Annotated in this window: 20 protein-coding genes, 2 tRNA genes and 1 pseudogene; 15 read left to right on the top strand and 8 right to left on the bottom strand. The window is 67.7% G+C overall.

What is annotated here, in order from left to right:
* The first annotated feature begins 16 nt into the window (after positions 1 to 16).
* The 3 genes from gyrA (at position 17) to ACFY1U_RS17370 (ending at position 3,707) form a co-directional block, all read left to right on the top strand.
* A complete protein-coding gene (gene gyrA / locus ACFY1U_RS17380) occupies positions 17 to 2,611 on the top strand; it encodes a DNA gyrase subunit A (protein WP_390694966.1) in 2,595 nt (864 codons plus the stop codon).
* A gap of 18 nt (positions 2,612 to 2,629) precedes the next feature.
* On the top strand, positions 2,630 to 3,433 hold the full coding sequence (locus tag ACFY1U_RS17375; protein WP_390694965.1) for a DUF3566 domain-containing protein: 804 nt from the start codon (positions 2,630 to 2,632) through the stop codon (positions 3,431 to 3,433).
* A gap of 200 nt (positions 3,434 to 3,633) precedes the next feature.
* Positions 3,634 to 3,707, top strand: a tRNA-Ile gene (locus ACFY1U_RS17370).
* A 100-nt stretch (positions 3,708 to 3,807) separates the two neighbouring features.
* Here ACFY1U_RS17370 and ACFY1U_RS17365 read toward each other — a convergent pair.
* Positions 3,808 to 4,128 carry a DUF6344 domain-containing protein gene (locus ACFY1U_RS17365; protein ID WP_390694964.1) on the bottom strand — a complete coding sequence of 107 codons (321 nt, stop codon included), beginning with the start codon at positions 4,126 to 4,128 and terminating at the stop codon, positions 3,808 to 3,810.
* A 327-nt stretch (positions 4,129 to 4,455) separates the two neighbouring features.
* Here ACFY1U_RS17365 and ACFY1U_RS17360 point away from each other — a divergent pair, with 327 nt between their 5' ends.
* Together ACFY1U_RS17360 and ACFY1U_RS17355 are read left to right on the top strand one after the other, a co-directional pair.
* Positions 4,456 to 4,584 carry a DLW-39 family protein gene (locus tag ACFY1U_RS17360; RefSeq protein WP_003999697.1) on the top strand — a complete coding sequence of 43 codons (129 nt, stop codon included), beginning with the start codon at positions 4,456 to 4,458 and terminating at the stop codon, positions 4,582 to 4,584.
* Between the two features lie 202 nt (positions 4,585 to 4,786).
* Positions 4,787 to 6,058 (top strand): hypothetical protein, encoded by a 1,272-nt coding sequence (locus ACFY1U_RS17355; RefSeq protein ID WP_390694963.1) that lies wholly within the window; start codon positions 4,787 to 4,789, stop codon positions 6,056 to 6,058.
* Between the two features lie 39 nt (positions 6,059 to 6,097).
* Here the strand turns inward: ACFY1U_RS17355 and ACFY1U_RS17350 are convergent, their stop codons facing one another.
* Together ACFY1U_RS17350 and ACFY1U_RS17345 are read right to left on the bottom strand one after the other, a co-directional pair.
* On the bottom strand, positions 6,098 to 7,645 hold the full coding sequence (locus tag ACFY1U_RS17350) for a protein kinase (RefSeq protein ID WP_390694962.1): 1,548 nt from the start codon (positions 7,643 to 7,645) through the stop codon (positions 6,098 to 6,100).
* Positions 7,646 to 7,817: 172 nt separating this feature from the next.
* Positions 7,818 to 8,366: a helix-turn-helix domain-containing protein gene (locus ACFY1U_RS17345; protein WP_390694961.1), complete on the bottom strand. Its 549-nt coding sequence runs from the start codon at positions 8,364 to 8,366 to the stop codon at positions 7,818 to 7,820.
* 181 nt (positions 8,367 to 8,547) lie between these two features.
* Between ACFY1U_RS17345 and ACFY1U_RS17340 the strand changes: the two genes are divergently transcribed.
* Positions 8,548 to 8,620: transfer RNA gene (locus tag ACFY1U_RS17340), tRNA-Ala, on the top strand.
* 132 nt (positions 8,621 to 8,752) lie between these two features.
* Here the strand turns inward: ACFY1U_RS17340 and ACFY1U_RS17335 are convergent.
* Positions 8,753 to 9,412, bottom strand: a pseudogene (locus ACFY1U_RS17335) (ScbR family autoregulator-binding transcription factor); the annotation flags it as partial.
* A 249-nt stretch (positions 9,413 to 9,661) separates the two neighbouring features.
* On the opposite strand from ACFY1U_RS17335, the gene ACFY1U_RS17330 reads away from it, so the two are divergent.
* Entirely contained in the window at positions 9,662 to 10,624 is a 963-nt protein-coding gene (locus ACFY1U_RS17330; protein ID WP_390694960.1) for an NAD-dependent epimerase/dehydratase family protein, read from the top strand.
* Positions 10,625 to 10,717: 93 nt separating this feature from the next.
* Here the strand turns inward: ACFY1U_RS17330 and ACFY1U_RS17325 are convergent, their stop codons facing one another.
* A complete protein-coding gene (locus ACFY1U_RS17325; RefSeq protein ID WP_390694959.1) occupies positions 10,718 to 11,419 on the bottom strand; it encodes a DUF5324 family protein in 702 nt (233 codons plus the stop codon).
* Between the two features lie 374 nt (positions 11,420 to 11,793).
* On the opposite strand from ACFY1U_RS17325, the gene ACFY1U_RS17320 reads away from it, so the two are divergent.
* On the top strand, positions 11,794 to 12,327 hold the full coding sequence (locus tag ACFY1U_RS17320; protein WP_344403169.1) for a peptidylprolyl isomerase: 534 nt from the start codon (positions 11,794 to 11,796) through the stop codon (positions 12,325 to 12,327).
* Positions 12,328 to 12,455: 128 nt separating this feature from the next.
* Positions 12,456 to 13,364: a rhomboid family intramembrane serine protease gene (locus ACFY1U_RS17315; protein WP_390694958.1), complete on the top strand. Its 909-nt coding sequence runs from the start codon at positions 12,456 to 12,458 to the stop codon at positions 13,362 to 13,364.
* 282 nt (positions 13,365 to 13,646) lie between these two features.
* Here the strand turns inward: ACFY1U_RS17315 and crgA are convergent, their stop codons facing one another.
* The gene (crgA, locus tag ACFY1U_RS17310; RefSeq protein ID WP_030939008.1) at positions 13,647 to 13,901 is read right to left on the bottom strand and encodes a cell division protein CrgA; all 255 of its coding nucleotides are present in this window, start codon (positions 13,899 to 13,901) and stop codon (positions 13,647 to 13,649) included.
* Positions 13,902 to 14,043: 142 nt separating this feature from the next.
* On the opposite strand from crgA, the gene ACFY1U_RS17305 reads away from it, so the two are divergent.
* Genes ACFY1U_RS17305 through ACFY1U_RS17280 form a run of 6 tightly spaced genes read left to right on the top strand, consistent with a single transcriptional unit; the run spans position 14,044 to position 18,411 of the window.
* Positions 14,044 to 14,823, top strand: coding sequence for a DUF881 domain-containing protein (locus ACFY1U_RS17305; protein ID WP_390694957.1), 780 nt, complete (start codon positions 14,044 to 14,046; stop codon positions 14,821 to 14,823).
* A gap of 24 nt (positions 14,824 to 14,847) precedes the next feature.
* Positions 14,848 to 15,540 (top strand): class E sortase, encoded by a 693-nt coding sequence (locus tag ACFY1U_RS17300; protein ID WP_390694956.1) that lies wholly within the window; start codon positions 14,848 to 14,850, stop codon positions 15,538 to 15,540.
* A 26-nt stretch (positions 15,541 to 15,566) separates the two neighbouring features.
* The gene (locus ACFY1U_RS17295) at positions 15,567 to 15,755 is read left to right on the top strand and encodes a hypothetical protein (protein ID WP_115907047.1); all 189 of its coding nucleotides are present in this window, start codon (positions 15,567 to 15,569) and stop codon (positions 15,753 to 15,755) included.
* A complete protein-coding gene (locus ACFY1U_RS17290) occupies positions 15,752 to 16,390 on the top strand; it encodes an aminodeoxychorismate/anthranilate synthase component II (RefSeq protein ID WP_390694955.1) in 639 nt (212 codons plus the stop codon). Before ACFY1U_RS17295 ends, ACFY1U_RS17290 begins: the two co-directional genes overlap by 4 nt.
* Complete coding sequence (locus tag ACFY1U_RS17285) at positions 16,387 to 17,646, top strand: class E sortase (protein WP_390694954.1); 1,260 nt, start codon at positions 16,387 to 16,389, stop codon at positions 17,644 to 17,646. The genes ACFY1U_RS17290 and ACFY1U_RS17285 overlap by 4 nt, the downstream gene beginning before the upstream one ends.
* A 6-nt stretch (positions 17,647 to 17,652) precedes the next feature.
* Positions 17,653 to 18,411 carry a class E sortase gene (locus ACFY1U_RS17280; protein WP_390694953.1) on the top strand — a complete coding sequence of 253 codons (759 nt, stop codon included), beginning with the start codon at positions 17,653 to 17,655 and terminating at the stop codon, positions 18,409 to 18,411.
* A 94-nt stretch (positions 18,412 to 18,505) separates the two neighbouring features.
* Here ACFY1U_RS17280 and ACFY1U_RS17275 read toward each other — a convergent pair whose 3' ends face one another.
* A complete protein-coding gene (locus tag ACFY1U_RS17275) occupies positions 18,506 to 19,537 on the bottom strand; it encodes a restriction endonuclease (RefSeq protein ID WP_390694952.1) in 1,032 nt (343 codons plus the stop codon).
* 210 nt (positions 19,538 to 19,747) lie between these two features.
* Positions 19,748 to 21,727: a Stk1 family PASTA domain-containing Ser/Thr kinase gene (gene pknB, locus ACFY1U_RS17270; RefSeq protein WP_390694951.1), complete on the bottom strand. Its 1,980-nt coding sequence runs from the start codon at positions 21,725 to 21,727 to the stop codon at positions 19,748 to 19,750.
* Positions 21,728 to 21,864 lie beyond the last annotated feature (137 nt).

The following is a 21,864-nucleotide window of genomic DNA, read 5'->3' as shown; positions in this document are numbered from 1 at the left end:
AGGATCTTCACCAGCAATGGCCGACGAGAACACCCCCCTCACGCCTGAAGAGGGCGGCGACATCGCCCAGCGTGTCGAGCCCGTCGGGCTCGAGACGGAGATGCAGCGCTCGTACCTCGACTACGCGATGTCCGTCATCGTCTCGCGTGCGCTGCCCGACGTCCGGGACGGTCTCAAGCCCGTCCACCGCCGCGTCCTGTACGCCATGTACGACGGCGGCTACCGCCCCGAGCGCGGCTTCTACAAGTGCGCCCGTGTCGTCGGCGACGTCATGGGCAACTACCACCCGCACGGCGACTCCTCGATCTACGACGCGCTGGTCCGCCTCGCGCAGCCGTGGTCGATGCGGATGCCGCTGGTGGACTCCAACGGCAACTTCGGCTCCCCGGGCAACGACCCGGCGGCGGCCATGCGCTACACCGAGTGCAAGATGGCGCCGCTGTCGATGGAGATGGTCCGTGACATCGACGAGGAGACCGTCGACTTCACGGACAACTACGACGGTCGCTCCCAGGAGCCGACCGTCCTGCCGGCCCGCTTCCCGAACCTGCTGATCAACGGCTCGGCCGGTATCGCGGTCGGCATGGCGACGAACATCCCGCCGCACAACCTGCGCGAGGTCGCGGCCGGCGCCCAGTGGTACCTGGAGAACCCGGAGGCCTCGCACGAGGAGCTCCTGGACGCCCTCATCGAGCGCATCAAGGGCCCGGACTTCCCGACGGGCGCCCTGGTCGTGGGCCGTAAGGGCATCGAGGAGGCGTACCGCACGGGCCGCGGCTCGATCACCATGCGGGCGGTCGTCGAGGTCGAGGAGATCCAGAACCGCCAGTGCCTGGTGGTCACGGAGCTGCCGTACCAGGTCAACCCCGACAACCTCGCGCAGAAGATCGCCGACCTGGTGAAGGACGGCAAGATCGGCGGCATCGCGGACGTCCGCGACGAGACCAGCTCCCGTACCGGCCAGCGGCTGGTCATCGTGCTCAAGCGGGACGCGGTCGCCAAGGTCGTCCTCAACAACCTGTACAAGCACACGGACCTGCAGACGAACTTCGGCGCCAACATGCTGGCGCTGGTCGACGGCGTCCCGCGCACCCTCTCCCTGGACGCGTTCATCCGCCACTGGGTGACGCACCAGATCGAGGTCATCGTCCGCCGTACGCGCTTCAGGCTGCGCAAGGCCGAGGAGCGGGCGCACATCCTGCGCGGCCTGCTCAAGGCCCTGGACGCCATCGACGAGGTCATCGCGCTGATCCGGCGCAGCGACACCGTCGAGATCGCGCGCGCGGGCCTGATGGAGCTCCTGGAGATCGACGAGATCCAGGCGAACGCCATCCTCGAGATGCAGCTGCGCCGGCTGGCCGCCCTGGAGCGCCGGAAGATCATCCAGGAGCACGACGAGCTCCAGGCGAAGATCACCGAGTACAACGAGATCCTCGCCTCCCCGGTCCGCCAGCGCGGCATCGTCAGCGAGGAACTCGCCGCGATCGTCGAGAAGTACGGCGACGACCGCAAGACGATGCTGGTGCCCTTCGACGGCGACATGTCCATCGAGGACCTGATCGCCGAAGAGGACATCGTCGTCACCATCACGCGCGGCGGCTACATCAAGCGCACCAAGACCGAGGACTACCGCTCGCAGAAGCGGGGCGGCAAGGGCGTACGCGGCACGAAGCTGAAGCAGGACGACATCGTCGACCACTTCTTCGTGTCGACCACGCACCACTGGCTGCTGTTCTTCACCAACAAGGGCCGCGTCTACCGTGCGAAGGCCTACGAGCTTCCGGACGCCGGCCGTGAGGCGCGCGGCCAGCACGTCGCGAACCTGCTCGCCTTCCAGCCGGACGAGGCGATCGCCGAAATCCTGGCGATCCGCGACTACGAGGCGGCGCCGTACCTGGTCCTCGCCACCAAGGGCGGCCTGGTCAAGAAGACGCCGCTGAAGGATTACGATTCACCTCGCTCCGGCGGTGTGATCGCGATCAACCTCCGGGAGACGGAGGACGGTTCGGACGACGAACTGATCGGCGCCGAACTCGTTTCGCCCGACGACGATCTGCTTCTGATCAGCAAGAAGGCACAGTCGATCAGGTTCACCGCCACGGATGACAGCCTGCGGCCCATGGGCCGTGCCACCTCCGGTGTCAAGGGCATGAGTTTCCGTGAGGGCGATGAACTTCTGTCGATGAATGTTGTTCGACCCGGTACGTTCGTGTTCACTGCTACGGACGGTGGGTACGCGAAGCGGACCGCCGTCGACGAGTACCGCGTCCAGGGTCGCGGCGGCCTCGGTATCAAGGCCGCCAAGATCGTGGAGGACCGCGGGTCACTGGTTGGCGCGCTGGTGGTCGAGGAGACCGACGAGATCCTCGCCATCACGCTGTCGGGCGGTGTGATTCGTACGCGAGTCAACGAGGTCAGGGAGACGGGCCGTGACACCATGGGCGTCCAACTGATCAACCTGGGCAAGCGCGATGCCGTCGTCGGTATCGCTCGTAACGCCGAGGCGGGACGCGAGGCGGAGGAGGTCGACGGCGATGTGGCCGTCGACGAGACCGCCGAAGGTGCCGCGACCACCGGCACGGACGAGGGTGAGGCGCCCTCGGCCGAGTAGCACGAGGAGTGAGTCATCGTGAGCGGAGCCACGGGCGCCGGATCGGCCGCTACCCCCACGGGTACGGAATCGGACGGAGGCGGCCGTGGCTCCGCCGCGCGTGCGACGGATTCGCACACGACCCAACTGCGCAAGATCGACGCAGCCGAGACCGACTCGCCCTCGTCCCAGACTCATGGATCCCAGGGGGGAACTGTGACGGAAGCCCGAGGCCCGCAGACGCAGCAGCAGAAGGCGGGGGCGGCTCCTCCCGCCCAGCCGAAGCCGCAGCAGCCTCCGGCCCAGGCCGCACCGCCCCAGGCGGCCTCCCCGCTCCCCGGTGAGCGGCAGCCGCAGCAGCCCGCCGGGCCCTACCACCCGCCGCAGGCCTACCAGAACCAGGCCCAGGCGCCCGCCCAGTCACCGACCGGTGCCGTACGGCGGCCGCGCACCGGCGCGCGCACCACGCCCCGTATCCGCAAGGCACGTCTGCGCGTGGCGAAGGCCGATCCGTGGTCGGTCATGAAGGTGAGCTTCCTGCTCTCCATCGCGCTGGGCATCTGCACGATCGTCGCGTCCGCGGTCCTGTGGATGGTCATGGACGCGATGGGCGTCTTCTCGACGGTCGGCGGCACGATCTCGGAAGCCACCGGGTCCAACGAGTCGAACGGCTTCGACCTGCAGTCGTTCCTGTCGCTCCCGCATGTCCTGATGTTCACGTCGATCATCGCGGTCATCGACGTCGTCCTCGCGACGGCTCTCGCGACCCTCGGCGCGTTCATCTACAACCTCTCCGCGGGCTTCGTCGGCGGCATCGAGCTGACCCTCGCCGAGGACGAGTGACATCAACCGTGACCTTCGCCGGGAACGAGCGGCATCAACCGTGACCCTCGCCGGGAACGAGCGGCATCAACCGTGACCCTCGTTTCAAACCTCTGACGCCGGTCCTGTCCCCGGTCCTGAGACAACCGATTTTGGGACTGCCCACGTCGTGCGCTAATCTTCAGGGGTCAGCGCGCGGGACACACACCGCAGAGCGCGGCGGGGCTATAGCTCAGTTGGTTAGAGCGCATCCCTGATAAGGATGAGGCCACAGGTTCAAATCCTGTTAGCCCCACAGCACGAAGAGACCCCCAACCGATTCCGGTTGGGGGTCTTCTTCGTGGGCGGTTCGGGTACGCAAGTTCGCCGTTACGCCGAGTTGCAGGGGCGGTGCCTCACAGCTGGAGGGGAGTGGCCGGCTCGGAGAGGTCCGCGCCCGCCTCCGTCTCCGTGATCGGGCTGTGGCGGCAGCTGGGGGACTTTCCGTGGGCCTCGGCGCGGATGCGCTGCTTCATCGTGGGGGGCAGGGCCCTGGCGTAGGACCAGGACCAGTGGGACGCCGTAGGCATCGTCACCGGCGCGCTGCAGTTGCCGGTCACCTCGGTCTGCGGTACCGCCGCGGCGGCGGTCGTCGTGATGAGTCCGAGCGTCGTGCACAGCGCGAGGAAGGCGGTGACGAGGACGTTCCACAGCTTCATGACCTGGTTCTGGGCCATGGCCCCTCACTTTCGGGTCGGGCGATTTGCGTACTTTCCTCATGATGTGTATCGGGGCCGCGAAGTGGTGGACCGACGCCCGTGGCGCGGCGATGTTCAGATGAACAACACCCGGATGGGTGCAAACAGCTCGAAAATAGGAGAATGGACGGCAAAGTAACCGTCAGTGGGGATGTGATCACCCTCAGATCGGAGCGGTGACCTCCGTTTCTACTGCGGTGTGCCGGAGGGGAGTTGAGGGCCCACGCAGGTCACCGATCGGTATCGGTCGGTGTGTATAGTCGGGCGCCAGAAGTCCCCTACGTCAAGGAAAGACGAGGTCGCGCGGTGAAGAAGCTTCTCCTGGTCGCACTGGCCGCCATCGGCGGGCTCCTCGTGTACCGCCAGATCCAGGCGGATCGCGCCGAGCAGGATCTGTGGACGGAGGCGACCGACTCCGTGCCCACGGGTTCGTGAGTACCGACAACCGAATCTGAACAGACCCCGGCCGTCCTTGCGGTCGGGGTTTTGTGTTGCCCGGATGAGGCGCGCCCTCGCGGGGCAGGATGGGCCACGGTCCAGCGGTCCGGGCGACGACGAGGGGTGGCGCGTGATGGGGCGGCGTACGGCGTGGTGGCGCGCGAGGGCATGGCGCGGGCGTCCCTCGGCACACGCGCTCATGGCGGCCGCGGCAGCGGTCCTGTGCACGACAGCTGCGGCGCCCTGGCCGACCGCCGCCGCGGCGGCAGGAACCCCGAGCACCGCTGCCTCCTCCTACGCCTTCGCGGAGGACGCACAGCCTGTGGACGGAGCGAAAGGAACCACGGGCGCCGGGCTCCTCGACGCCGGCAGGACCTACCGCAGCTCCCTCCCCAGGGACGCGACGCTCTACTACCGCCTTCACCTCGACGCCGCGTCCAACGCGTACGTCTCCGTCACCGCCGTCCCCCGCGCGGACGCCACGCTCTCCATCACCGACGGCATCAGGGTGTCGGTGCAGGACGCCCACAACCACTCCTGCTCCAACGAACGCGCCCGCTTCGGCGCCGCCAAGAGCCCGCACCCCATCACGGCATGGGGCGCGCGAACGACCTCCCCGGCCGCACCCGTGTGCCGGGGCGCCGGCACCTACTACGTCGTCGTCGAACGCACCGGTACGGCAGACTCCTCGCCCGGCGCCTGGGACCTGGAGATCACCACCACCACGGAACCGCGCCTGAAGCAGGCCGGTGCGACAAGCCCGCCCGAGACGTGGAACTCCGCCTCACCCACCCCGGTCTCGGGCGCGGTCGGGCACAGCCAGGGCGGCGCCGGGTTCTCCCAGGCGGTCTCCGTGGGCCAGGGCGTCTGGAGCGCCGGCATCACGCCCGGACAGACGCTCTTCTACAAGATCCCGGTCGGCTGGGGCCAGCAGCCGTCCGCCACGGCCGAACTGGGCAGCGTGAACGGCGACGGCCACGGCTACGCCATCGACGCCCTGGCCCTCACGCTCTACAACCCCGTCCGCGCCGCCGTGGAGGACGCGAACGTCGGCTACGACGGCAAGCAGAAATCGGCCTCCCTCGCCGCGGTGCCTGCCGTCGACTACACCAACCGCTACGCCATCCCCGACCGCGTGAACGCCATGCGGTTCGCCGGCTCGTACTACCTGGTGGTGCACCTCGCCGCGGGAGTGGCCCAGAAGTTCGGCGACGGGCCGTTCAGACTGACGCTGCGCGTCGGGATCGAGGGCGCGGCGCAGGACGGCCCCGGGTACGCGGGCCAGTCCGTGCCGGCGAACGTCTTCCAGATCACCGCGCAGGACCGGCAAGCAGCCGCGGAGGGCGCGACCGCGGACGCCCACGCCACGATGAGGGCCGTCGCCGCGGGCGGGATCGGAGCGGGCACGGTCGTACTCGCCGTACTCGGGGTGTGGACGGTCGCGGCCCGGCGGAGCGCCCGGGCCCGGTGAGGCCTGCGGCCCTCGGATCGGCGCGCGGCGGACGGTTGCTCAGATACGGGTCAGCGCCCAGAACCCCACGGCGTAGCAGGTCAGCGCGAGAAGCAGGAGAGGGATCGCCACCTTGGCGGACGGCCCGGGACGCCGTGCGGGGCGGGCGCGATGGCTGCGGCGCGTCGTCTCCTGCGGGATTGCGTGCGCGGGAGACGGAACCTGAGGGGCCTGGGCGGTGTACGACACAGTCGAGACATCAGCGCGCTGGTACGGCGTCGGTGTCGGCGTCAGAGCCTGGGCCGGGTGCAGAGGCGTGTACGACGGAGCGGAGGGCAGAACCCGCGTGGGGTCATGGGGGGAGGCGTAGGCGGAGTGGTGCCGGCTGCTCTGGTCGGGGTGCGCCTGTGCGTGGGGCGTCGGCGGCTGTGGAGCGGGAGTCCGGACGGAGGAGGCGGTGGCCTGCGGGGGCGGCAGATGGAAGCTGCCGGTGTCCGACATGCTGGACGGCTGCGCAGGGACGGACGGCTCCTGCTGGTGACCGGGTCCCTGACGCGGATCGGGCAGCGGCGTGACGCCCGTGGACGCCACGGCTCCGGCGTCCGACGCGGACGACACGGAGGACACCTCTGCCTCGACGGACCGCTCAACGGGCCGCGACGAGGCCTCACTTGCACCGGTTCCGCCAGTGTCCGCCTCCTCCTTCGCCTCCACGCCCGGTGCGGCCTTGAGAGGCCCCGAAGGAGCGAACCCCGGTGGGAGCGGGCCGAGTTGGTCGAAGATCTCGATCAACTCGTCGTCGGGACCGGGTTCCGGCAACAACTCCCTGGCGGAGGCCAGCGCCTTGCGTGCCCCTGTGGCCGTACGGAACCGGGCCTGCGGGTCGGGCTGCAGCAGCGTCGCCACCACCTGCCACAGCGGCTCCGGAATGCCCTTGGGCGCGCTCGGCGTCCCGTGCGCCGCGAAGTACTGGATGAGCGCCTTGGCGTCCGGCTTGGCACCCTCCAGCAGATACAACGCGACCAGGCCCACCGCGAACAGGTCGGCGGGGAAATCCGGTTCCGAGCCCATCATCTGCTCGGGCGCGAGATAACCCGGCGTCCCCACCACGAGATTGGTCTCCGTCAGACGCGGTTCACCCAGCCGCATCGCGATGCCGAAGTCGGACAACCGCAGCCGCGGCCGGCCCGTGCCGGTGGCTTCCAGCAGGACATTGGCCGGTTTGATGTCGCGGTGCACCACGTCCTCCGCATGCACCGCGGCCAGCCCCGACAGCAGCTGGTCCAGCAAGGTGCACACGAAGGCCGGGGGCAGCGGACCGTAGTCCCCGACCAGATGAACCAGCGAACCGCCGGCGACGAGGTCCATCGTGAACAGGACCTTGTCGTCGTCGGCGGCCCAGCTGGCGGGCGCCAGCACATGGGGGTGATCGATACGCAGAGCCTGCTCGCGGACGAAACGCAGCAGAGAGTGCGCGTCGCGCTGCTGCAGCACCTTGGCGGCCACATAGCGACGGCGGCGGTGGTCCCAGGCACGCCAGACGGCGCCGACTCCACCGCGTCCGATCGGGTCGACCAGTTCGTACCGGCCGGCGAAGACCTCACCCATGGCTGTGCGTCGCTCCTCCCCCTTCGGCTACCCCCTTGCCTGCCCCTCGACGGGTGATACGACTCCCCCCAGCGCCGTTCCTCGACGAGTGTGATGAGTGATACGCGCCCCCGCGCCCCTCCTCGGCCGTCTGCCCGGCTGCCGAACCCCCTTCGGCGACCGGGCCACGGACTCAGCTCTGGTGCGACTGGTAATGCGTGACCGCGTCGGAAGTGCGGCCCGCGCCGTACACCCGGAGGAACTCTGCCAGCTCCGGATGACTGGGGGCGAGAGTGTCCGCGGCGTCGATGATGTCCCCCGCGGCCGCCACCGAGCGCAGCAGCGACTGGATCTCGCGGACCACCCGCTTGACCGTCGGCGCCCCCGAACTGCTCGTCGTGGTCGTGGTGTTGCTGAGCACCGAGCCCCCCTGCGACTTCTTGATCTCTTCCATGCGATCCGTGGCCTCGGCCGCGCTCACGCTGCCGTCCGCGACCTGCCCCGCCAGGTCCTGCAGCAGCTGCACCCGCTGCACGACAGCCGGGTTGCCGATCTTCGCCCGCTGCCCGCTCATCAACTGCGACAGCATCGGAGCGGACAGCCCCAGCACCCCCGCGAGACGGGCCTGGTTGAGTCCGAGATCTTCTATGAGCTTACGGAAGAGCGCCCCCAACGGCTCCCCGTACCAGTTCCGCTGCAGTTCCCGCGCTCTTGCGGTCGCTTCCTGCTGTGCGGCGTCCATTGCGTCTCCCCATCGCTTCCCCAAGTACGGTGGTTCGCTGTAGCGAACCACGCCGAGCATCTTACGGAGAGTGGTCGCCTGCGGGGACCCCCAATCTTTTTGCGAGATCCCGGGGGTGACCCGGTACTCTGGTCTGCGGCGCCCACCGGTACGCGGTTCTTCCGGGGGATGCTCCCTTTCCGGGGCCTTAGCTCAGTTGGTAGAGCGCTGTCTTTGCATGGCAGATGTCAGGGGTTCGACTCCCCTAGGCTCCACTCCGGATCCCCTCCGACCTGCAAAAACGCAGGGCGGAGGGGATTTTTCGGTACCGCGACCGCCACCACCAGGCCGGCTCTCCGCCGCCGGGCGCAGCGGCGGACGGCCGGGCGCCCCGGTCAGCCGGTGGCGGCCCCGACCTCGATATCGGCCTCGGCCCGGCCCTCGTCCCGCGCCGTCGAAGCCGCCGGGTCGGTGGCACCCTCCGGGCGCAGGCGCGAGATGGCGGCCGGATGGGCGACCGACGGCAGAATGTGACGCCACATCACAGCGACCCGCTCCCGCAGATCGGCTCGCCGGTTGATGGCCTCGGACACCAACTGGACACCGGTGAACGTGGCGACGACGAACTCCGCGGTCTCCCTGGGCACGACCTGGGGGAGCACCTCACCCTGCTTCTGCCCCTCGCTCAGCAGCCGGGCGGTGAGGTCGAACCAGTCGCCCCACGGGTGCGTGCCGTTGAAGAAGACACCCTCTATGGACAGCCGCGTCCCTGCCCGGGCAAGAGCGTCGTGGCGCAGCACATGGGCGAACTGGTGCGTGATGTCGATGATCGACTGCAGCGGAGAGTGCCGGTGCTCCACCCTGACCAGACCGGTCTGCTCGTCCATGATCGCCTGGGCCAGCGACTCCTTCGACGGGAAGTGGAAGTACATCGCGCCCTTGGTGACATTCGCCCGCCGCAGGATTTCCGAGGTGGCCGCGCGTTCGTAGCCGTACTCGGCGAACACACTCGCTGCGGCTTCCACGATCGAGCGCCGGGTCTGCACCGCGCGAGCCTGCTTGGCCATTGCTTTCCCTCCGGGGCGTGCCTGCTGCACCCACCCTACCCAACCACCCGGTCTGTTTCCGTGAGCTCTCCGCCGGTGGAGACACGAGGAGCAGCGCCTTCCTCAGCGGCCCGTGCCTACACGGCGGTCCTGTGCGCCATGTGACTCGCGCCATGGTCTCCCCAAGAAAAAGAGGCCGTCCGGTCTGGTTTCCGGTGCCGGTCCGTGGGCCGCTTGCGAGGCAAGCGGCCCACGGCGTTCCATCTGTGCATGGACAAGATCCTTGTCGTGGGCGGCACCGGATTCATCGGTTCGGCCGCCCTGCGGGCACTGACCGGAGACCGGCCACCCAAGCCCGGCGAGGTGAAGGCACTGGTCAGACGCACACCGAAGGCATCCGAAGCGGTGCCCGGCGTCGAGTACGTCACGGGAGACCTCACCGACCCGGCCTCCCTGCGGGACATCTGCCACGGCATACACACCCTGCTCCACTGCGCCTCACACATCAGCGCCGACGAGGACAAGTGCCGGGCCGTCAACGTCGACGGCACCCACGCCCTGCTCGCCGAGGCAGCACGCGCCGACGTCCACCGCATCCTCCTGGTGAGCACCACCGCCGTCTACGGCACCGGACCCCACCGCGACGTCACCGAACACGAACGCACCCCCGCCCCCGCCTCCGCCACCAGCCACACCCGGCTGGAGGCCGAGCAAGCCGTACTCGCCGCCGGCGGCACCGTACTCAGACCACCGCTCGTGTACGGCGCCGGCGACAGGTGGTTCGTCCCCTCCGTCGCCGAACTCCTGGAGCGCGTACCGGCGTTGCCGGAAAACGGCCGGGCCCGCCTGTCACTGGTGGCGGTCGACGACCTGGCCCGACTGCTGGCCACCCTCGCCCGGACACCCGAGCACGTCCCACCCGGCACCGTGCACCACGCCGCCCACCCGCACACACTGACACTGCGCGAGTTCGTCGCGCTGCTGGGCGAAACGCTCGACCTCACGGTCCCCCAGGACGGTCTTCCCCTCGACGACTACCTGACCCGCCTGCACACGGCACCGGGAAGAGTCAGCGCACACCAAGCCGCGCTGCTCGCAGAGGACCGCTGGTACCGCTCCCCACTCTGGTCCCGCGCCGACTGCACACCCGGACCCGGACACCGGACCAGGCTCAGCGAGGCAGCCCCCTGGTACCGAAAGGCGCTGACGCCGAGGACGCCGTCCGGGAGATGACCGCGCCGCCAGACGTGTTTCACGTGAAACACAGCCGTGGGGCGGAAGACCCTCAAGTCTCCCGCCCCACGCCATAGTTCGGTCCACAGCACATCACCGGCCGTCGTCGCGCTGAGCGGCCTCCTCCTCGGCCTCCTTGGCCTGCACCTCAGGGTCGAGCAACGACTGACCGCTGCCGTCCACCGACGACAACCGGCTCGACTCCGGAACCTCCGTCGCAGCAGGCGGCTCGACCAGCCAGTCAGGGTTGGCCTGCTTGTCCCACCACTTCCAGGCAGCGAAAGCACCGCCCGCGAGAGCACCAAGCACAACCAACACCTTCGCGGCACGGCCGGCCCTCGCCCGACGCTCATGCCGACGAGCCAGTTTCTGAATCTCCTTCGGTGAGACCTGACCGCGCAGCGCAGCCAAAGCGGCAGCACCGCGCGCGGCGGCCTCCTCCCTGACAGGCCCGGCCACGGCCACCGCCTGCTCCAGCCTCGGCCGGGAATAGTCGGCGGCCTGCCGGGCCACCTGCCGGGTACGGACGGCAGCCTCATGGGCGGCATGGTCGACCTTCGGCGGCACATGCGTACGGGCCTGCTCCAGACGCGGCGCAACATGGGCGTCGTACTGGACGCGGGCCTGATCCGCGGCTTGGGACACCTTCGGCGCGAGCCGTACGCGTGCCTCGTGTGCGTAGTGCGCGGCCCTGTCCTTGGCCGTGTCGGCGTAGGGCGCCACCACTTCCGCGGCGTGCAGCACGCTGTCCTTCGCCGAACCGGTCGCGGCGCGCACGCTGTCGATGCGGGTCACGGGTTCCTCCTCCTCGGTGGCGTACGGTATTTCGACTTTCCACCCTTTTACGGATCATGCCTGTCAATAGACACCGGGGCATGTGAGGGCGGGCATCCGGGTCATGCACACCGACTCAGGACCATCTCCAGCACGAGCTGATCAAGAGCCGATCAAGAGCCGATCAAGTCCAATAGAGGATGAATACGGGGCAACAGGTGCTTGTCATCGACAATGCCACGGATCGTCGCCGAGCGCCCCCGGCCCGGGCACACTCGACCGGTTTTCTGCAAGCAACACCCCCCCGACAAGCACCCACAGACGGGCGCCGGGCGACGCACGACGCAGACCGTGCGAGGATCAGGGAGTCACAGGAAGACAACGGAAGGCAGATCGTGGCTGAGCAGCTTTACGCCACCCTGAAGACCAACAACGGCGACATCGAAGTCCGGCTCCTGCCGAACCACGCGCCCAAGACGGTCCGGAACTTTGTCGAGCTCGCCACGGGCGAGCGGGAGTGGACCAACCCCGCCACCGGCCAGAAGTCCACGGACAAGCTGTACGACGGCACGGTCTTCCACCGGGTGATCAGCGGATTCATGATCCAGGGCGGAGACCCGCTGGGCAACGGCACCGGTGGTCCCGGCTACCAGTTCGAGGACGAATTCCACCCGGACCTCTCCTTCAACAAGCCCTACCTGCTGGCCATGGCCAACGCCGGTCCGGGCACCAACGGCTCCCAGTTCTTCATCACCGTCGCCCCCACGACGTGGCTGAACCGCAAGCACACCATCTTCGGCGAGGTCACCGATCCCGCCAGCCAGAAGGTGATCGACGCCATCGCCACCACCCAGACCAACCCCCGCACCGACCGCCCGGTCAACGACGTCGTCATCGAGTCCGTCGTCGTCGAGACCCGCGAGGGCTGAGACCCACGAGGACCCCACCCGCAAGGTCGAGTCCCCGCACAGCAGGAACCAAACGCCCCGCCCATCCGTAAAGATGGGCGGGGCGGTGCATTTGTGCACAGCCCCCGAACGACGACCTAGGGGATCTCATGGACCAGGCGCCAGGCAGCCCACAAGGCCCGGACGACCAGGGACCCCAGCACGCCCAGAGCCTGCCCGGCTGCTACCGCCACCCCGACCGCGAGACCGGCATCCGTTGCACCCGCTGCGAACGCCCCATCTGCCCCGAATGCATGGTCAACGCCTCCGTCGGCTTCCAATGCCCCGAATGCGCCCGCGGCGACTCCGGCACCGGACACAGCCCAGCCGCGGCCCGGCCCCGGACCATCGCCGGCGGCACCGTCACCGCAGACCCCCGCCTGCTCACCAAAATCCTCATCGGGATCAACGTGGCGGTGTTCATCGCCGTCCACGTACAGCCCTCGCTCCTGGACCACCTCGTCCTCATCGGCGAATGGCCCCCGGCACCCTTCAAAACCACCCAGGGCGTCGCCGACGGCGAGTGGTACCGCCTGGTGACCGCGATGTTCACGCACCAGCAGCTCTGGCACATCGCCTTCAACATGCTCAGCCTCTGGTGGCTCGGCGGCCCCCTCGAAGCCGCCCTCGGCCGCGCCCGCTACCTCTCCCTCTACTTCGCATCGGGTCTCGCCGGCAGTGCCCTCACCTACCTGCTGGCCTCACCGACCCAAGCCTCCCTCGGCGCCTCCGGCGCCATCTTCGGCCTCTTCGGCGCCACCGCCGTCCTCATGCGCCGCCTCAACTACGACATGCGGCCGATCATCGCCCTGCTGGTGATCAACCTCATCTTCACCTTCGGCTGGAGCAACATCGCCTGGCAGGCCCACATCGGCGGCCTCGTCGCCGGCGTCATCACCGGCTACGCCATGGTCCACGCCCCACGCGAACACCGCGCCCTCGTCCAGTACGGCACCTGCGCCCTGGTCCTGGTCGTCGTAGTGGTCCTGACCCTGGTCAGGACGGCTCAGCTCACCTGACGTGCCCACTTGTCCACAGCGGGTTGCCAGTCTTGTGCATAGCGTGCGGGAACAGCTGTGCCCCCTGTCACTGACCGGTGTTTCTGCAGGTCAGGAAGGGGGCGAACAGGCTTGCGGTTGCCGGTGTGCCAGTCACACCGGCGTCAACACTCGATGGGTTATCCACAGATGGTCGTTGGATCGTCTTTCTTTTCCCCAGCGTGTGGAAACCGGCTGTGGATAACTCAGCGGATAGTCCTGGGTAGAGCTGAGTTCACCGGGCCTTGGCCGTGACTTCGACCGTTACTTCCACTGCGTGGAGACGCCGAATCCGGCGGCGATGAAGCCGAAGCCCACCACGATGTTCCAGTTGTCCAGGGCATCGATGGGCAGCGAACCGTCGGTCACGTAGAAGACGACGATCCAGGCCAGGCCGATGAGGAACATGGCCAGCATGACGGGCGCGACCCAGGCGCGGCTGTTCAGCTTGATGCTGGTCGCCTGCTTCGCCGGGGGCGGCGTGTAGTCGGCCTTCTTGCGGATACGTGACTTCGGCACGAGGGTCTCTCCTGTCGATGCGCTGCGTGGCCGCGCAGGGAACTGTGGCTGGCTCCGGAGCAGCGTACAAGGGGACTCTTAGCGCTCCCCCGGGCGTCCGTTAGCGTAGTGCTTCCGCGGCGCCGAAGGAGATAAGGGTACGTTGAGCAATTCTGCCGACTCCCCCCAGGACGGATCCAGTCCTGCCCGCGGGCGCCGTTTCCGGCCGGTGCGGGTGCTCACGGTGGCCGTCTTCGCCCTCGCGGGGCTCATTTTCTTCACCAGTTTCAATACGGCCAAGGGCACCAATATCCGTACGGACACGTCCTTGCTGAAGCTTTCCGACCTCATCCAGGAGCGCAGCCGCAAGAACGGCGAACTGGACGAGTCCAACGGCACCTTGCGCCGTGAGGTCGAGTCCTTCGCCGAACGCGACGACGGCAGCACGAAGGCACAGGACGAGAAGCTCGCGGGCCTGGAGAAGGGTGCGGGCACGCAGAAGCTGAAGGGTGAGGCGATCACCGTCACGCTCAACGACGCCCCGCCGGACGCCACCGCGAAGCTGCCCGGTTATCCCGAGCCGCAGCCGGACTACCTGGTCATCCACCAGCAGGATCTGCAGGCCGTGGTGAACGCGCTGTGGCAGGGCGGTGCCAAGGGCATCAAGGTGATGGACCAGCGGCTGATCTCCACCAGTGCCGTGCGCTGCGTGGGCAACACCCTGATCCTTCAGGGGCGCGTCTACTCGCCGCCGTACAAGATCACGGCGATCGGGGATCCCGACAAGCTGAACAAGGCGCTGTCGGATTCCACGGCGATCCAGAACTACATGGTCTATGTGAATGTGTACGGCCTCGGCTGGAAAGTGACCCACGACGGGACGGTGACTCTTCCCGGCTACTCGGGCACAGTGGATCTGCACTACGCCCAGCCCGTGGAGTGAACTGAGCCGTTTCGGGAGCTGCCGGTGCGCGTCGTCGTCAGGACCGTCAGTGAGCTCTGTATCACCGTGGGTAGCCTGATCGTGCTTTTCGTGGTCTATGTGCTGTTCTGGACCGGTGTGCGGGCGGACGGTGCGATGAACCACCAGATCGACGTCCTGCAGAAGCAGTGGGCGAAGCAGACGGCGCGTCCGACGGACACTGCCGCATCCGGTGCCTCGGCCGGTCCCAGGAAGCCGGCGCCGTATGTCGCGGGCAAGCCCTTCGCGATCATGTACATCCCGCGGCTTGGTTTCACGTGGAACAAGCCGGTGCTCGAGGACACCGCCGTGAGCACGCTGAAGAAGGGGCTCGGTCACTACGCGAACACCGCGCAGCTGGGGCAGGAGGGCAACTTCGCGGTTGCGGGGCACCGGCGGACGTACGGAGATCCGTTCGTGGACTTCCCCGAACTGAGGCCGGGTGACGCGGTGGTGCTGACGGACGGGACCACCTGGTTCACGTATCGGATCGACAAAGGGCCCTACAAAACTGTTCCGACGGACGTTGAGGTGATCGATCCTGTGCCACGTAAGTCGGGGTACACGCGTGAGGGCCGCTATCTGACGCTCACCACGTGCGATCCGGAGTGGGGGCACAGCCATCGGCTGATCGTGTGGGCGCACCTGGATTCCACACAGCCTGTGGAGGCCGGGAAACCAGAGGCGCTGCGCCGTTAGTCTGGTGCGGGTACGGCGTGAGTCTGATGCCGTGGTGGAACGGAAGGGACGGCATGTACGGCTGGATCTGGCGGCATCTGCCGGGAAACGCGTGGGTGAAGGCGCTGATCTCACTCCTGCTGGTCCTGGCCGTGGTCTACGTCCTCTTCCAGTACGTCTTCCCGTGGGCCGAACCGCTGCTGCCCTTCAACGATGTGACGGTGGACAACCAGTGAGTGCACGGATTCTCGTCGTCGACAACTACGACAGCTTCGTTTTCAACCTGGTGCAGTACCTGTACCAGCTGGGCGCCGAGTGCGAGGTGCTGCGCAACGACGAGGTGTCGACGGCGCATGCCCAGGACGGTTTCGACGGTGTGCTGCTGTCGCCGGGGCCGGGGACGCCGGAGGAGGCGGGTGTCTGCATCGAGATGGTGCGGCACTGTGCGGCGACCGGTGTCCCGGTGTTCGGCGTCTGCCTGGGGATGCAGTCGATGCAGGTGGCGTACGGGGGTGTGGTGGACCGTGCGCCCGAGTTGCTGCACGGCAAGACCTCGCTGGTCGAGCACGAGGGCAGGGGCGTCTTCGCCGGGCTGCCGTCGCCGTTCACGGCGACGCGCTACCACTCGCTCGCCGCGGAGCCGGAGACGGTGCCGGCCGAGCTGAAGGTGACCGCGCGGACGCAGGACGGGATCATCATGGGGCTCAGGCACCGTGAACTCCCGGTGGAGGGTGTGCAGTTCCACCCGGAGTCGGTGCTGACCGAGCACGGTCACCGGATGCTGGCCAACTGGCTGGTGGAGTGCGGCGACCAGGGTGCCGTGGCGAGGTCTGCGGGGCTCGCCCCGGTGGTGGGCAGGGCCACGGCGTGACCGCGCTGCGCCCCGAGCGCGAGTCCGCCGCCTCGTACGGTCAGGAGACGTACGAGGGGTACGCCTCGTTTGAGGGGTACGAGGCGTCGGGTTCGTTCGAGGCGTCGGGTTCGTTCGAGGCGTCGGGTTCGTTCGAGGCGTCCGGTGGATTCGAGACCTCCGGTGCGTTCGATGAGTGGAACGGCGAGCAAGCGGGGCGGCAGGGGCAGCACGGGGGGTATGCGGCGGCCGCGGAGGAGCCGTACGCAGCGCCGCCGGTGGAGGAGCCCTACCTACCGCCTCTGGTGGAGGAGCCCGAGCCGTATCTCCCGCCCGTGGACGAGGAGACGGTGGCGCTGCGGATACCGGAGCCGCCGTCGGGCGGTTCCATAGCGCCCTCTGACGCCACAGCAGCCACGCCTGCCACTGGAACCACTCCGGGCGGCCGAGCGGCCCGCAGGAAGGCTGCCAAGCGCCGTCATGGGCGCCATGGAGGCGCTCGTACGACTTCGGAGGCTGCGGAAGACGCCGAGGAGGCGTCCGCCGACGCTTCCAAGGCGCCGCTTTCGCGTGTGGAGGCACGTCGGCAGGCGCGCGCACGCAAGCCGAGTCCGGGTGTCGTCGCGAGCCGGGCCATCGGTGAGGTGTTCATCACCACCGGCGTGCTGATGCTGCTGTTCGTCACCTACCAGCTGTGGTGGACGAACGTCCGGGCGCATGAGGCGGCGGACAAGGAGACCAGCACCCTGCAGAACGACTGGGCGAGCGGCAAGCGCGCGCCGGGTGAGTTCGAGCCGGGCCAGGGTTTCGCGATCCTTCACATTCCCGAGCTGGACGTGGTCGTGCCGATCGCCCAGGGCGTCAGCAACAAGCAGGTGCTCGACAAGGGCATGGTCGGCCACTACAGCGAGGGCAGGCTGAAGACGGCGATGCCCGACGCGAAGACCGGCAACTTCGCGCTCGCGGGTCACCGCAACACGCACGGCGAGCCTTTCCGGTACATCAACAAGCTGAAGAAGGGCGACGAGGTCGTCGTCGAGACGCAGGACGAGTACTTCGTCTACAAGGTGACGTCAACGCTGCCGGTGACCTCGCCGAGCAATACGAGCGTGATCAGTCCCGTGCCGCCCCAGTCGGGTTTCACCGGGCCCGGCCGGTACATCACGCTGACGACCTGTACTCCGGAGTTCACCAGCAAGTACCGGTTGATCGTCTGGGGCAAGATGGTCGAGGAACGGCCGCGCAGCAAGGGCAAGCCGGATGCGCTCGTCGAATAGGGACAGATGAACGTGGCAGCGACCACCGACGACACTCAAGAGGACACGGACGCGCCCGCGGCGCCACCGGCCCGCCGCCGCGGCATGGGCCGTATCGCGGCGGCGGTGAGCGTCTTCGGTGAACTCCTCATCACGGCGGGCCTGGTGCTGGGCCTGTTCGTCGTCTACTCGCTCTGGTGGACGAACGTCATAGCCGACCGGGCGGCGGACAGGCAGGGCGACAAGGTCCGTGACACATGGGCGCACGAGGGCGGGGCCACGGGCCCCGGTGCGCTGGACACCAAGAACGGCATCGGCTTCCTGCATGTCCCCGCCATGAAGAACGGCGAGGTCCTGGTCGAGAAGGGCACGTCGACGAAGGTCCTCAACGACGGCGTGGCCGGCTACTACACGGACCCGGTCAAGGCGACGCTGCCGACCACTGGCAAGAAGGGCAACTTCACACTGGCCGCCCACCGGGACGGTCACGGCGCGAAGTTCCACAACATCGACAAGCTGAAGGTCGGCGACCCGATCGTCTTCGAGACAAGGGACAAGTGGTACATCTACAAGGTCTACGACATCCTCGACGAGACCTCGAAGTACAACGTCAAGGTCATCTCCCAGATCCCGAAGGAGTCGGGGAAGAAGAAGGCGGGCCACTACATCACCCTGACGACGTGCACGCCGGTGTACACCAGCCTGTATCGGTATGTGGTGTGGGGGGAGCTGGTGCGGGTGGACAGGGTGGACAGCAAGAGGACGCCGCCGAAGGAGCTTCAGTAGGTTCTGAGAGTGACATGCTGTCACTCTCGACGTGAGCTGGGCCCTAAGCCGCAACTACCCTTTGCGACTTCGGGCCCTTTGCGTCACGCAGTACCTACTCCAGGATCTTCAGCGGCTCCCCGGCGCTCCACTCCTCCAGCATCCCGCGGTGTACGGCGGTGATGCCGGTCTCGGCGGCGAGCTGTAGGGCGTCCGGGGTGAAGGGGCAGGTTGCCACGAACAGCGCGACCTCCGCGTTGTAGAGAACCTTCGCCGAGCCGATGAACTTCTGGACGTCGGGGCTGGTGATTTTGAGGTAGGGCGCGAACCTCTTGCATTGGGCGACGAGACGACGGCCGTCGGCGGTGCGCCCGATGATGTCGACACCTCGGTCCCCGTGACCGCCCACTACGACGATGTCGGTGCATCCGTCGCGGCTCAGCAATTTGGCCATGTGGCTTTCAAAGGTGCGGCCGTTCATGGCGTCCATGGCAGCCATGACTCCGACGGTGGGCCGGTCGTCGCGTACCCCCTCGAGCCTCTTCAGCCGTTCGTGGTGCTGGTGTAGCCGTCGCTCGATGCGCTGGACTCCGGCCCGAAGGGCGATCAGCTCCTTGCGGTGTTCGCCCGAGGTTTCGATGAGGGCGTTGAACATCGGCACGACCGTCTTGCCGAGGATGTGGGTGATGCGTTGGTCGATGCGGTCGTCGAGGGATACGACATCGCTGTGGACGGAGTTATCCACAGGCTGGGTGCGCGCCAGGTACTCCATGTCCAGGAGGTACACACGCACCTGACGTGCGACTTCGCTGTCGCGGAGGAGCATGGCGATGTTGAGGACGGCTCGGCGTGGGTACAGCGCGAGGGATCGAGAGCGAGACTGAATCCCACTGACCTCCTTAAAGGAGGTCAGTTCTGTACCTGCCAATACGCGGTAGCCGTTGGCCACCAACTCATCCCGGTGGTCGAGTACCAGCGACTCGATGGCCTTGCGGCTCACCTCGAAGTACGCCGCCACCATCGCCGTGGTCACATGCATCCCGTCCGGCAGCAGCGACAGCGCCTTGACTCTGTCGAGTACGTCCGTGCGCTCCAGGACGCTGTCCCGCAGGGACTTGGACTCCAGCAGCGCCGATTCGTTGATCACGTTCTGCCCTTCCACTTGTGGTGTGGCCGTACGGCCAGGGCAGAGCTCCGACACCCCACCCCATCCGATCAACGAGTCGGCATATATGAAGACACGATCGACGCAGGAACAAACGTTGTACGCGGCCTGCCGCCCTCTGCTCGGACGGTAGACAGCAGATGGCCCCCTGCCGAGGAGTACGGCAGGGGGCCATCGATGGGGTGGGGTGGGTCAGCCGGTCGTACCGCCGAAGATGTTGGTGCCGCCGTTGTTCCCGCCGTTGTTGCCGCCGCCGCCGAAGGTCTGCAGGTTGACCGGCGTGCCCTGGTCGACCGTGCTGCCCGGGGGCGGGTCCGAGTTGATGACGATGGCGTTGTCGTCCTGGGAGCCGTTGATGTTGCCGACCTGGAGACCCGCCTGCTGAAGGGCGTTCTTGACGTCCTTCAGTTTCTGGCCCTGGATGTTCGGCACCTGGACCTGGTTGTTCTGCTTCTGGCCGATGTTGATCTGCACCGCAGTGTTCTTCTTGACCTGGGTGCCGATCGTCGGGTTGGTCGAGATGACCTTGTTGACCTGGGTGTCGTCGGTGGTGGGCGTGTTCACACAGTTGCCGTTGAGGCCGACGGCCTGCAGCGCGGACTTGGCCTGGTCACAGCTCTGGCCGGCGACGTTGGGCACGGGGACCGTCGCCGCAGCCTTGGCCACGGTGAGGGTGATCGTGGTGCCCTTCTCCTTCTCCGTGCCGCCCTTCGGGTCCTGGGAGAGGACGAGGCCCGCGGGCTGGTCGGACTCCTGGGTCTTCTGGTCGACTTCGAAGCCCTTGTTCTGGAGCTGGGTCTTCGCCTGGTCGAACTGCAGGCGCGTGACGTCCGGAACGAGCACCTTCGGAGCGCCCGTCGACACCACGAGGTTGACCGGATCCCCCTTCTTGAGGCTGGTGCCCTTGCCCGGGTCCTGCGAGCAGACATTGCCCTTGCTCTGGCTGTCGCAGGGCTGCCTCTTGATCGTTCCGACCTTGAGGCCGATGTTGTCCAGCTGACTCTTGGCGTCGCTCTCGCTCAGGCTGACGAGGTTGGGTACATCCACCTTGTCGTTGCCGACGCCCCCGTTCCCGCTGAACGCGTACTTCCCGATCAGGATCGCGCCGACCAGGACGAGGATGCCCGCCACGACCAGCAGGATCGTGGACGTGTTGGACTTCTTCTGGCGGCGGCGGGAGCGGTCGTCGTAGCCGTAGCCGCCGTCGTCCGGGTTCATCGGGGGCAGCATCGACGTGGCGCCGGCGTCCGTGGCGCGCAGGGCCGTGGTCGGCTGGTCGTCGGGGTAGCCGCCGTAGCCGACGGAACCCATGGCCACGCTGGCCGCGACGGGCTGGCCGTCGAGGCAGGCCTCGATGTCGGCGCGCATCTCGTCGGCGGACTGGTAGCGGTAGTTCGGGTCCTTGACCAGGGCCCTGAGGACGATCGCGTCCATTTCGGGCGTGATCTCGGGGTCGAAGACGGAGGGCGGCTGGGCTTCCTCACGTACGTGCTGGTACGCGACGGCGACCGGGGAGTCGCCGACGAAGGGCGGGCGTACCGTCAGGAGTTCGTAGAGGAGGCAGCCGGTCGAGTACAGGTCGGAGCGGGCGTCGACCTGCTCGCCCTTCGCCTGCTCCGGTGAGAGGTACTGGGCGGTGCCGATGACGGCGGCCGTCTGCGTCATCGTCATGCCGGAGTCGCCCATGGCGCGGGCGATGCCGAAGTCCATGACCTTGACCTGGCCGTTGCGCGTCAGCATGACGTTGGCCGGCTTGATGTCGCGGTGGACGATGCCGCTGCGGTGGGCGTACTCCAGGCCCTGGAGGATGCCGATGGTCATTTCCATCGCGCGCTCGGGCAGGAGCTTGCGGCCGGAGTGGAGGAGTTCGCGGAGTGTGGATCCGTCCACGTACTCCATCACGATGTACGGGATCGAGACCCCGTCGATGTAGTCCTCGCCCGTGTCGTAGACCGCGACGATCGCGGGATGGTTGAGCGAGGCGGCCGACTGGGCCTCCCGGCGGAACCGGGCCTGGAAGGAAGGGTCGCGTGCGAGGTCCGCGCGCAGTGTCTTCACCGCCACCTGGCGCCCGAGGCGGGTGTCATGCGCGAGGTAGACCTCCGCCATGCCACCACGACCGAGCACCTGGCCCAGTTCGTACCGGCCGCCGAGGCGACGCGGCTCTTCCATAGCTCCTACCAGCCCTCTCCGTCGGTCCCGACTCACACGTGTGTGCGGTCGGAGGCTGCCGTCCGGGCCTACCGTACCCGGCTAGCTTTGTGTGACCTGGCTAAGTGCGTCACCCGATACAGGACCGGTATCGCAAC

It is taken from the genome of Streptomyces sp. NPDC001351 (genome assembly GCF_042896045.1).
Lineage (GTDB): Bacteria > Actinomycetota > Actinomycetes > Streptomycetales > Streptomycetaceae > Streptomyces.
The sequence above is the reverse complement of the archived record's forward strand: the minus strand, read 5'-3'. Positions and strand labels throughout refer to the sequence as shown.